Annotated in this window: 8 protein-coding genes; all 8 read right to left on the reverse strand. The window is 44.4% G+C overall.

Annotation, left to right across the window (positions count from 1 at the left end):
- Window positions 1-2: 2 nt before the first annotated feature.
- The 8 genes from AC0J2F_RS12275 to AC0J2F_RS12310 all read right to left on the reverse strand — a co-directional run bounded on the left by AC0J2F_RS12275 (window position 3) and on the right by AC0J2F_RS12310 (window position 12,479).
- Window positions 3-1,193 carry an acetyl-CoA C-acyltransferase gene (locus AC0J2F_RS12275; protein WP_473007899.1) on the reverse strand — a complete coding sequence of 397 codons (1,191 nt, stop codon included), beginning with the start codon at window positions 1,191-1,193 and terminating at the stop codon, window positions 3-5.
- A 44-nt stretch (window positions 1,194-1,237) separates the two neighbouring features.
- Window positions 1,238-1,585 carry a four helix bundle protein gene (locus AC0J2F_RS12280; RefSeq protein WP_473007900.1) on the reverse strand — a complete coding sequence of 116 codons (348 nt, stop codon included), beginning with the start codon at window positions 1,583-1,585 and terminating at the stop codon, window positions 1,238-1,240.
- A gap of 38 nt (window positions 1,586-1,623) precedes the next feature.
- Window positions 1,624-4,032 (reverse strand): 3-hydroxyacyl-CoA dehydrogenase/enoyl-CoA hydratase family protein, encoded by a 2,409-nt coding sequence (locus tag AC0J2F_RS12285; RefSeq protein ID WP_473007901.1) that lies wholly within the window; start codon window positions 4,030-4,032, stop codon window positions 1,624-1,626.
- A gap of 1 nt (window position 4,033) precedes the next feature.
- Window positions 4,034-4,486: a MarR family winged helix-turn-helix transcriptional regulator gene (locus AC0J2F_RS12290; protein WP_473007902.1), complete on the reverse strand. Its 453-nt coding sequence runs from the start codon at window positions 4,484-4,486 to the stop codon at window positions 4,034-4,036.
- Window positions 4,487-4,579: 93 nt separating this feature from the next.
- Complete coding sequence (locus AC0J2F_RS12295) at window positions 4,580-6,355, reverse strand: AMP-dependent synthetase/ligase (protein WP_473007903.1); 1,776 nt, start codon at window positions 6,353-6,355, stop codon at window positions 4,580-4,582.
- 118 nt (window positions 6,356-6,473) lie between these two features.
- A complete protein-coding gene (purL, locus tag AC0J2F_RS12300; protein ID WP_473007904.1) occupies window positions 6,474-10,145 on the reverse strand; it encodes a phosphoribosylformylglycinamidine synthase in 3,672 nt (1,223 codons plus the stop codon).
- 80 nt (window positions 10,146-10,225) lie between these two features.
- Entirely contained in the window at window positions 10,226-11,266 is a 1,041-nt protein-coding gene (locus tag AC0J2F_RS12305) for an endonuclease (protein WP_473007905.1), read from the reverse strand.
- Between the two features lies 1 nt (window position 11,267).
- Window positions 11,268-12,479, reverse strand: a complete 1,212-nt coding sequence (locus AC0J2F_RS12310) for an RsmB/NOP family class I SAM-dependent RNA methyltransferase (protein ID WP_473009391.1) — start codon at window positions 12,477-12,479, stop codon at window positions 11,268-11,270.
- Between the last annotated feature and the right edge of the window lie 120 nt (window positions 12,480-12,599).

Consider the following 12,599-nt stretch of genomic DNA (forward strand, 5'->3'; position numbering starts at 1 on the left):
TTTTAGTTTAAAAATTCGTAAATACCTGCAGCACCTTGGCCAGTTCCCACACACATGGTCACCATGCCGTACTTGCCTTTCATATCGCGTTTGCGCATTTCATCAAAGAGTTGCACGCTGAGTTTTGCTCCTGTACATCCTAGTGGGTGTCCTAGCGATATAGCACCACCGTTCACATTGATGATCTCTTGATTCAAGCCCAGTTCGCGAATTACCGCTAAGGACTGAGAAGCAAAGGCTTCATTGAGTTCAATAAGATCAATGTCTTCTTGCTTTAAGCCCGCTTGCTTTAAGGCCTTTGGAATAGCCTTAACCGGGCCGATACCCATAATTCTAGGCTCAACACCAGCAGCGGCGAAATTCACCATGCGGGCAATAGGTTCCAGATTTAGTTCTTTAACCATTTCCTCGCTCATAACCATCACAAAAGCGGCACCGTCACTCATTTGAGAAGAGTTACCGGCTGTCACGCTTCCGCCATCCGCAAATACAGGACGTAGTTTGCTTAAAACTGCTAAAGAAGTATCGGCTCGCGGCCCTTCATCTTTGCTAACCGTATAGGTCTTGGTCTCTTTCTTGCCTGCAGCGTTTACAAAAGTGTGGTTCACTTCTATAGGAACTATTTGATCGTCAAAGCGACCTTCTGCCTGTGCTTTCAATGCCTTTTGGTGCGAGTTGTATGCAAATTCATCTTGGTCTTCGCGAGATACTTTAAACTGATCGGCCACAGCTTCTGCAGTTAATCCCATGCCCCAATAATAATCTTCATTGCCACTCTTGGCCAAGTTGTAGTCTGGGGTAGGTTTGTAACCACCCATCGGAATATAACTCATGCTCTCAGCACCTCCGGCTATGATACAATCTGCCATTCCACTTTGGATCTTGGCTGTTGCCATAGCGATGGTTTCAATCCCAGATGCACAGTAACGGTTTACAGTCACTCCAGGAACATCTTCAATCTTTAATCCCATCAAAGAGATCAAACGCGCCATGTTCAAGCCTTGTTCTGCCTCAGGCATCGCGTTCCCAACGATCACGTCGTCAATGCGGGTTTTGTCAAGTTCTGGCAGCTCCTTGATCATGTATGCAATCGTCTCTGCTGCCAGCTCGTCCGGACGCTTAAATCGGAACAATCCGCGAGGCGCTTTCCCCACGGCTGTTCTATATGCTTTTACTATATATGCTGTTTTCATCTTAATTAAGTATCTAGTAAGAGGTAATTAGTATTTAGATCAACTCAAAGTTTGCTTTGTAACTTATAATTCATCTTTTGAATTTCACTAATCCGCTCCTTTAATTGATCCGTTGTTTCTGTATTAATTAACTTTAGGTTTTTTACAATTTCAAGCTGAGTTTGTAGTTCGTATGATGAACCATGGGCCATGCTCAAAAAGTGCTTAAATTCCTTATTTGAATTTCTGCCAGCTCCTTCGGCTATATTTGATGCAATCGATACTGCGGATCGCTTCATTTGAGCACTTAGGCCATATTGTTCGTCTTTCGGTAAATTAAACATCATGTCATAGACTTGCGTAGCAAGCTCTAAAGCTTTCCTCCATATTTTTAAATTCTCAAGACTGTTCATCAATTTGCTACTTTAGACTGAGTACTAAATACCAAGTACTAATTTCTAAGCGGTTTACCCTTTTTCAACATATGCTCAATGCGCTCTAAGGTCTTGCGCTCTGTACATAGAGATAGGAAAGCTTCGCGCTCCAAATCGAGTAGGTATTGCTCACTCACATGTTGTGGTTCTGATAGGTCACCTCCGGCCATAACGTAGGCCAGTTTGTTGGCTATCTTCTTGTCGTGTTCGCTGATGTAGCGTCCAGCTTCCATAGAATCTGTACCAACTAAGAACATACCTAGGGCTTGTTTACCGAGTACTTTTATGTCTGTGCGTTGGATAGGTTTAGTGTAACCGCGGTCTGCCATCAAGCGTGCGTAGGCCTTAGCTGTAGCCAGTTGACGGTCTTTGTTCACCACAACAATATCTTTTCCTTTTTGAAGGATACCAGTGTCATAGGCTTCGTAAGCAGAAGTTGCTACCTTGGCCATTCCAATGGTCAAGAAGTACTCCTGAAGTACGTTGAGTTCCACATCATTCTTGTGGAAGGTATCTGCGGCGCGCAAGGTCATTTCCTTACTTCCACCACCACCAGGGATCACTCCAACACCAAACTCTACAAGTCCAATGTAGGTCTCTGCGGCTGCAACCACCATATCGGCGTGTAGCGAAAGTTCACAACCTCCACCCAGGGTCATTCCGTGAGGAGCAACTACCGTTGGAATAGAAGAGTAGCGCATGCGCATTACTGTATCTTGAAAGTATTTTATGGCGGCGTTAAGTTCGTCGTATTCTTGCTCCACAGCCATCATAAAGATCATTCCAATGTTGGCGCCTACAGAGAAATTCGCGGCTTGGTTTCCTACTACCAATCCGTCAAAATCCTTTTCCGCTAGGTCTACAGCCTTGTTAAGTCCGGCTAAAACATCGCCACCAATGGTGTTCATCTTGCTTTGGAATTCTACATTAAGGATTCCATCGCCCAGATCTTCTACAACAACGCCGCTGTTTTTAAAGACCTCTTTAGATTTTCTGATGTTATCCAGAATGATAAAGGCATCTTGTCCAGGGATCTTTTCTTGTCCTTTTTTATCACGATCGTAGCAGTAAGTAGCTCCATCTACTACAGTGTAAAAGGATTTGCTTCCGCTGTCACGCATTTCCTGAACCCAGGCAGCAGCCTCTAATCCTTCTGCTGCTATGAATTCTAAGCCTTTGTCAACGCCTATGGCATCCCAGATCTGGAAAGGACCGTGTTCCCAACCAAAACCGGCTTTCATGGCGTCATCAATATTATAAAGCTGATCGGTGATCTCTGGAATACGGTGAGATACGTAAGCAAAAAGCGCAGCCAAGGTCTTGCGATAGAATTCGCCAGCCTTGTCCTTTCCGCCTACTAATACTGGCCAGCGATCGATAACTTTGTCTATACTTTTGGTAAGTTCTAGCGTGCCAAAGGCAGCGCGTTTTTTAGCGCGGTATTCCAAACTGTCTAGATCTAAAGATAAGATCTCACTAGAGCCGTCCTCTTTCTTTACTTTTTTGTAGAAACCTTGTCCCGACTTGCTTCCCAACCACTGGTTTTCCATCATAGTGTTGATGAAATCCGGTAAAACGAAAAGCGACTTGCGCTCATCCTCTGGGCAGTTTTCGGCAATTCCGTTAGCTACATGAACTAAGGTGTCTAGTCCAACAACGTCAACCGTTCTGAAGGTTGCAGATTTTGGGCGACCAATTACGGGGCCACTCAATTTGTCTACTTCTTCTATGGTCAAGCCCATTTCTTTAACCATATGGAACAAGCTCATAATGCTAAAGATCCCAATACGGTTACCAATAAAGGCTGGCGTGTCCTTGGCTACAACGGAGGTTTTCCCCAAGAATTGCTCACCATAACCGTTCAAGAAATCTAAGACCTCTGGTTTGGTCTTTGGTCCAGGGATGATTTCGAATAGCTTTAAGTATCGCGCCGGGTTAAAGAAGTGCGTTCCGCAGAAATGCGCTTGAAAATCCTCACTGCGCCCTTCGCTCATGAATTTAATTGGAATACCAGAAGTATTGGAAGTAATAAGCGTTCCTGGCTTTCTGTGTTTTTCCAGATTCTCAAAGACTTGCTTTTTAATATCTAAGCGTTCTACCACCACTTCGATGATCCAGTCTACCTGGCCTACTTTAGCAATATCATCTTCTAGGTTTCCTGTGGTAATGCGGCTTGCAAAGTCTTTGTGGTAAAGTGGTGCTGGCTTAGATTTAATAGCCTTGGTCAGAGCATCATTTACCATGCGGTTTCTAACCACTTTGTCTTCTAAGGTCAAACCTTTGGCTTGTTCCTTTTCGCTCAGTTCTCTGGGAACTATGTCTAAAAGCAATACTTCAACTCCAATGTTGGCAAAATGACAAGCGATGCCGCTTCCCATGATCCCGGAGCCTATGACTGCTACTTTATTAATGGTTCGTTTTGCCATTTTAGGATACAATTTTTTTCTCGTTGTATATTTTTTTTGATTGAATGAGTTCCAAAATATTATTTGCGACTCTCATAAAGGTTGCAAAATCTTCCTTGCTTACCGTCTCTTTGACAGCCTCGTCAAAAGTGATAACAACTTGCTTGGAATATTCACGCATTTCTCGCCCGAATTCGGTAAGGTGTATCAATACGCCGCGTCCGTCCAGAGGGTTAGGTCTGCGTTCAATTAGGCCCTTTTCTTCCATGGTCTTTAAGGTGCGAGATAAACTCGTTGCTTCCATACCCATTTTAGGCCCTAAGGCGGTAGATGGAGTGCCTTCTTCCGGATCTATGCTGATGAGTGCAAAACCTGTAGCCATGGTTGATCCTTTTTTACTTGCTTCTTCGTTATACATTTTTGCAACTGCCATCCAAGTAGCGCGCAAAATATAGTCTATGGTTTTTTCCTTCATAGTGGAGGGTTAACTCCTCCAAAGATATATAAATTTATTATGCATGCATAATAAATTTATAAAAAAGTGCTCCCGTTAAGGGAGCGCTCTTTTTTAGTGTCCGTAGATCTTGTTATACAGATCCATGTATTTCTCTTTGATGATCTTGCGACGCATTTTCATAGTAGGAGTGAGGTGACCGTCTTCGATGCTCCAAACGTCTGGAGTCAATTCGAATTTCTTGATCATTTCCCACTTCCCGAAACGCTCGTTGTATCTGTCCACCTCTTTTTGAATGCGTTTGATCAAAACTTCTTCTTTGATCAAGGTAGCACGGTCAGATGGTAAGCCTTTTTCTTTGCGCTCATTCCAGTCTGCAATAAACTCAAAGTTAGGCTGAATCAGTGCCGCTGGCATTTTTTCACCATCTCCAATAACCATGATCTGCTCAATAAAGCGCGATTGCTTCATCACGTTTTCAATTAACTGCGGAGCTATGTATTTTCCACCCGAAGTTTTGAACATCTCTTTCTTGCGATCGGTGATCTTTAAGAATCCATCTGCATCTATCTCTCCAATATCTCCAGTGTGGAAATACCCATCTTTTAAAACTTCTGCACTTTTCTCAGGATCTTTGTAATAACCCATCATTACCTGAGGGCCTTTAACTAAGATCTCTCCATCTTCTGCGATCTTCACTTCGGTATCTGGAAGCATTTTTCCTACTGTTCCGATTCTGAGTCCGCCATTACGCATATCGTTTACAGATACTACCGGAGAGGTCTCTGTTAAGCCATAACCCTCAAAAACAGGACAACCCGCTGCGTTGAATACACGCGCCAAACGCGGCTGTAGTGCAGCAGAACCAGAGGCGATAGCCTGGAGGTTTCCTCCTAAAGCTTCTTGCCATTTACTGAAGATCAATTTTCTGGCGATCTTGAGTTTAAATTCGTAAAAGGCTCCATTTTGACCGTAAGGTTTCCATTTAAGTCCTAAAGAAACTGCCCAGAAGAATAACTTCTTTTTAATTCCGGTCAGGTCTGTTCCTTTGGCGATGATCTTGTCGTATACTTTTTCTAGCAGTCGAGGAACCGCGGTCATTACTTGCGGCTTAACTTCTTTTAAGTTGTCGCTGATGGTTTCTAAGGATTCTGCAAAGTAGATCCCCGTACCTGTATATTGGTACATATACATCAGCATTCGTTCGTAAATATGGCAGACTGGTAAAAAGCTCAACGCTTTGGCAGATCCTTCTATGATAGGTAGTCGCGTTGCACTGTTAATGGCATTGCTCACTATATTGCTGTGACTTAGCATAACTCCTTTAGGCCTTCCTGTGGTACCAGAGGTGTATATTAAGGTGGCTAGGTCAGATTCTTTAACGGCGTCCATACGTTTTTGAACTTCGTTTTGGTTGGAGTCCTCTGCTCCGAGCTCCAAAACCTTGGTCCAATTGTCGCAGCCATCAATGCTGTCGAAAGAATATACCCCTTGCAGTGAAGGAACCTGATCTTTGATCTTGTTGATCTTATCTAAGACCTCTTGACAAGAAACAAAACAGTATTTGGATTCACTGTGATTTAAAACATAAGCGTAATCATCCTCAGAAATGGTTGGATAAATAGGTACATCTTGTGCTCCAAGTTGTAATATGCCTATATCGCAGATATTCCATTCGGTGCGGTTGGTCATGGAGATCAAGGCTACTTTATCTCCGGTGTCTACGCCCAACCGCAACAAGCCTCGGCTAATGGCATTGGCTTTATCTATATATTCTTGAGTAGATGTACTAGTCCAGGTGCCTGCGTATTTGGTTACTAGCGCATCCTCACGCGGCAGGTTTTCTAATTGATAATAGGGGAAGTCAAAGAGTCGTTTAATTTCTGTCATAGTTCGATTCTGCTAGATTTTTTGCAAAATACGAAAAAATACACCCATTTTTTGTCAATCGTATAAATGAGGTATTCGCTACTATGTCTTAATTGACGATCTCCTAAAAACTAGGGAATTAGCCCTCCATATTTTGTTCTAACCACAGACGAGCATTGACAAAGGCCTGTAACCAAGGCGTTACTTTGTCGTCCCGATATGCTGGGTAATGACCCCAGTTCCACGGAAAAGTAGAACGCTCCAAGTGTGGCATCATGACCAAGTGACGACCGCTGTCGTCACACATCATAGCTGTGTTGTAGTCTGAACCGTTCGGGTTTGCAGGCAAACCTTCATAACCGTATTTGGCTACAATATTATAGGCAGATTCTGCTTTGGGTAAAGAGAACTTTCCTTCGCCGTGCGCAGCCCAGATTCCCAGTGTGCTGCCCGCGAGTCCGGCAAGCATTACCGACGGATTCTCTTGAATGGTTACCGAGGTAAAACTGCATTCGAATTTCCCGGTCTCGTTATGAAGCATTTTTGGTTTTTCGTCGTGATCTGGATTAATCACTCCCAACTCAACAAACAACTGACAGCCGTTACAAACACCTAACGACAGGGTGTCTTTGCGGGCAAAGAAGTTATCTAGTGCAGATTTGGCCTTTTCATTGTACAAGAAGGCTCCCGCCCAACCTTTGGCAGAACCAAGTACATCACTGTTGGAGAATCCTCCCACAGCACCGATGAATTGAATATCTTCTAAGGTTTCGCGTCCGCTGATCAGGTCGGTCATATGAACGTCCTTAACGTCAAAACCAGCCAAATACATGGCATTGGCCATTTCGCGCTCACTGTTAGAACCTTTTTCTCTGATGATGGCTGCTTTGATACGAGGCTTCGCCGGATCGATCTCCGGAATCGCTCCGGTAAAATCCGTCGGAAACTCAAAGCGCAAGGGTTGATTCTTGTAGTTGTCAAAGCGCGCTTTGGCATTATCTGTACCACTTTGCTGTCTGTCTAACAAATATGAAGTCTCATACCAAGCGTCGCGTAGCTCATCAATATCAAAAAGCAGTGAATCACCTTTGAAATTTAAAGTTAGTGCAGCGGTTTGATTAACCGCTCCGAGATTTACAAATGAAACACCAGCGGCGTTCAGGGCGTTTTCCACAGTAGCGTCTTGTACCGCTTGAATGACCACGCCGCAGTTCTCAGCGAACAAGGCCGTGGTAAAATCAGCAGCGTTCAAACTGCTTAGGTCTAGCGCAGCTCCTAAGTCACGATCGGCAAAACACATTTCTGCCAGTGTAGTTATAAGCCCTCCGGAGCCAATATCGTGCCCGGCTGCGATCTGATTCGCTCTGATAAGTTCTTGTAGGGTATTGAAAGCTGTTTTTACATAATTGGCATCGGAGACATCAGCTGGAGTCTTGCCTAAGGCAGAACGCGTTTGTGCAAAAGAGGAACCGCCCAAAGCCGCTGCATTTTTAGAAAAGTCTATATAGTAAATACTTCCTGCATTTTTCTGCAATACGGGCTCCACCACTTTAGTGATATCATCACAATGTCCCGCAGCAGAGATGATCACCGTACCTGGTGACAAAACTTCACGATCCTTGTATTTCTGCTTCATAGAAAGCGAATCCTTACCAGTAGGCACGTTGATCCCTAATTCGATGGCAAAGTCAGAGACGGCCTTCACGGCCTCATACAAGCGTGCATCTTCACCCGGATTGTTACAGGGCCACATCCAGTTGGCGGAGAGTGAAACCCCACTCAAGCCATCCTTAATTGGTGCCCAGAGTATGTTGGTAAGAGACTCTGTAATAGCATTACGACTGCCTGCAGCCGGATCAAGTAAACCGCTAACGGGGGAATGTCCTATGGCTGTTGCCACACCTTCCTTGCCTTTGTAATCTAAGGCCATTACACCACAGTTGTTCAACGGCAATTGCAATGGGCCAGCACATTGTTGCTTGGCAACACGTCCGCTTACACAGCGGTCCACTTTGTTGGTCAACCAATCTTTACAGGCTACCGCTTCTAGGCGCATCAATTCAAAGACATATTGTTTAAGGGTGGCCGGGTCGTATTTGATTGCGTCAAAATCTTGGGCAATACGCTGGTCCTCCATGATAGTTTTTGGCGAGCTACCAAACATATCACTCAACATGAAGTCCATTGGTTTTTCTCCGGATTTGCTCCCTTCGAATTTAAAGCGATGGTCATCTGTGACCTTTCCTACCTTATACATTGGAGAACGCTCACGATCTGCTACTTGCTTTAAGATCTCTGCATCTTCACTGCCAATGACCAAGCCCATACGTTCTTGAGACTCATTCCCAATAAGTTCTTTGGCCGACAGCGTAGGATCTCCAACAGGCAAGGCGTCCAAGTCGATATGACCTCCTGTTTCTTCAACCAATTCAGAAAGACAGTTCAAGTGACCTCCAGCACCGTGATCGTGAATTGAGATTATAGGGTTGTTCTTACTTTCTATCATACCGCGAATAGCATTTGCTGCTCGCTTTTGCATCTCAGGATTAGAGCGCTGAATGGCGTTGAGTTCTATCCCACTGCTAAATGCTCCTGTATCTGCGGAAGAAACCGCTGCACCACCCATTCCAATGCGGTAATTCTCTCCACCTAGTATTACAATCTCATCGTCTTTAGCCGGAGTTGCCTTGATGGCTTGTGATCTTTTACCATAACCAATACCTCCGGCAAGCATGATCACCTTGTCAAAACCCAGAGTACGAGCATCTTCTTCATGCTCAAACGTCAGGACAGACCCGGCAATAAGGGGTTGTCCAAATTTGTTTCCAAAGTCCGAAGCTCCGTTGGAAGCTTTTATAAGAATGTCTAGCGGAGTTTGGTAAAGCCAATCTCTGGCGTCTATTTTTTGTTCCCAGGGACGAGTTTCGTTTAGACGAGAATAAGCTGTCATATATACAGCGGTCCCAGCCAGAGGCAAAGAACCTTGTCCACCTGCTAAACGGTCGCGGATCTCTCCGCCGCTACCTGTTGCAGCTCCGTTAAAAGGCTCTACAGTAGTTGGAAAGTTATGTGTCTCTGCTTTGAGCGAGATCACGGATTCAAAATCTTCTTGTTGGTAGTAGGAAGGAACCTCCGGACGCTCTGGTGCGAACTGCGTTACTTCAGGCCCTTCTATAAAAGCCACATTGTCTTTGTAGGCCGATACAATTTTGTTAGGATGCGTTTCTGAGGTCTTCTTGATAAGTTTAAAGAGACTGCTGTCTTGTTCTACTCCGTCGATAACGAAAGTCCCGTTAAAGATCTTGTGGCGGCAGTGTTCACTGTTTACTTGAGAAAAACCAAAGACCTCACTATCTGTTAGGGGTCTACCCAAGCGTTCGGCCAGTTGCTCCAAGTATTCAATCTCATCATCGCTTAAGGCCAAGCCCTCACTGGCATTAAAGCCCGCAATGTCAGTTATGTTCATTATTGGTTCCGGCGCAATATCAATGGTGAAAAGCTCTTGGTTTAGACCGCTGAACTTTTGGCTCAGCATAGGGTCGAAGTCGGCGAAATCTGCACTAACAGCTTCGTATTGCTCAATACGAATTATTCCACTAATGCCCATGTTTTGGGTGATCTCTACAGCGTTGGTACTCCACGGACTTACCATGGCTGCTCTAGGACCAATAAAAATTCCAGAAACAGATTCGCCCTCGATCGGTGATCGGTTGCCAAAAAGCCAGGTTAATTTTTGCAGGTCAGATTCTTGAAAGTCAGAAGTAGCTTGGACGGCGAAAACGGTGGTAGCATCGCCAAAAAAATGAATCATAATACGGCCGGATTAACGTACAATTGCAATGCAAAGGTACGTCAATTCCAGAAAATTTTTCCCCTCTAAATCAAGAAGATTTAGCGAATAATTAACCGTTTTACTAACTGTTTTTCGGCTTCGGTGATCTGTACCAAATAAAGTCCAGAACTTAGTTTAGAAACATCCAGTATTTCTCCTTGAAATTGATGTGCTTCTAGCAGTAGTTGACCGGTCACGCTGTAGATCTTAACACTATCTATATCTAGGCTTGTGCTGATGTTGAGTTGTCCGTTAACGTTTGGGTTAGGGTAGAGGGCAAAGGCATCCGCAGTAAAAGAAGCTGTAGCCAATAGGCCCCAACGGTCTTCTGCAGTATCACCACCCCAAATTATGGTAGCCAGCACTGGGTTGTCTATAAATGGATTTCTGTTTCCGTAGGCTGTTTCTAGATAATCGTTGCGCTGATCTTCATAAAAACTTACCGGATCTTCTACATTCCACTGTAAAAAGAGTTGCAGCATATCTGTGCTGCCTTGCGTGGGGCCAGTTCCCATCAGAGCAGGCAAACAACGATTTCCGTAACGGGTATACATATACATCATCATACGAGCAACATCACCTTTCCACTCGTCTCCAGGGTACCAGTTGCCTCCGCCAATAACTCCAGCGTTTCCGCTACTATCTCCGAACCTGCGATTGCCTTTGTTGTTATTCATTTGCTGATCTGATGCGCGTAGATTATGCGGATCGGCTCCGATCCCAGTTGTGGAATTATCAACAGATCCCATGGTTGGGTCGGCGTTAGATCGAGCAAATACGTGTTCTCTGTTATATTCACATTCCATTCCGCCGAACAAGCTCTTGGAACGAGTTCTGTCGGTAGTACAGCTTCCGTCGCTATCGTTATAACCGTAGATCAGTAAAACTTGGCTGCTATTAGATGGATTTTCGTCTGTGAACAGTAGGGCATCTCTAGCATCGGCATAATCGAAAGTGCTACTGGCATTACTTATCTTGTCTTGTAACTCCGTGTAAAGTGCCTCTCCGGTCAAGGTGAGATTGACATCGTCATAATACGGTTGTTGCCCAAGAACAAGTTGAGTAAGACTAAAAAATAATAGGCTTAAGTAAAACTTCATTTTAATTAGATTTGCTAAGTAGACACATATAGAAACCATCATATCCGGTTTCACTAGGCCATAGCGTTCGTTCTTCTTCTTTTTTAAAAACAGCTCCAGCCTCTGAGGCCAGGAATTTTTCTACTTGTAGTCCATTCTCTGCAGGTAAAATAGAACAGGTCGCGTAGACCAATTTACCACCGTCTTTTACCATGCGCGAATAGCGGGCCAAGATATCGGCTTGTAGTTCCTGGATCTCTTCCATAAACTGCGGACTTAGTTTCCACTTGCTGTCGGGATTGCGTCTTAAAACACCCAAACCACTACACGGAGCGTCAATGAGCACGCGATCTGCAGTGCCGTAAAGCTTCTTAATGACCTTAGGTGAGTCAATGAATCTGGTTTCAACATTGTGAGCTCCGGCTCGTTTTGCTCGACGCTTGCATTCGGCTAATTTAAAATCGTAAATGTCGGTGGCAATGATCTGACCTTTATTTTCCATGAGCGCCGCCAAGTGTAAAGTCTTGCCTCCAGCGCCAGCACAGGCGTCAACTACGCGCATCCCAGGTTTTACATCCAATAATGGGGCTACTTGCTGCGATGAAATATCTTGTACTTCGAACCATCCTTCTTTAAAAATAGGTAATGAGAAAACATTGGTACGCTCTGCTAAGATGAGCGCATCTGGACAAACTTTGCTGCTTTTGCTGCTTATCTCAGCATCTTCTAAGGCATCTTTAAGCCTAGTTTTATTGGTCTTAAGGGTGTTTGCTCTAAGGACTACCTCGGCTTGCTCATTTAAAGCGTGAATTTCCTTTTCCCACTTGCCGCCGAGCTGTTCAAGCCCCATGGCATCTAGCCAATCAGGGATGGACTCTCTGTAAGCGCGTTGGCTTTTGAGTTCGTCGAATTTTCCTCGGATGCGTCTAACCGGAGTTCCTTCAAATTGAGGCCAGTTGGGTAAAGTGTGTCCTTTATGTACAGTCCAAACCGCGAAAAGCCTGTAGAGATCTTCTCTGGAATAAGGTCCTTTTACATCGGCCGCTTTGGCATAAAGCCTTTGCCAGCGTACTATGTCATATGTGGTTTCGGCGATAAAACCTCTATCTCTAGCACCCCAGCGCTTGTCGCGTTTAAGGGTTTGCTTAAGGACTTTATCGGCTTGTTTTTGCTCGTTAAAGATCAGTTTCAAACTGTCTAAGGTGGCAAAAACCAGGTTTCTATGGAATCGAATGGGTGTATTCATTATCGCTGCAAAAGTAGCCTTATTTGTTTAGAACCAACTAAAGCCAAGGCTAAATTATCATTATGCTTCTTGCCGTTGCTTTCTTTTATATTTGTAGGCAAATTAAAT

The organism is Gilvibacter sp. CC01 (assembly GCF_055755295.1).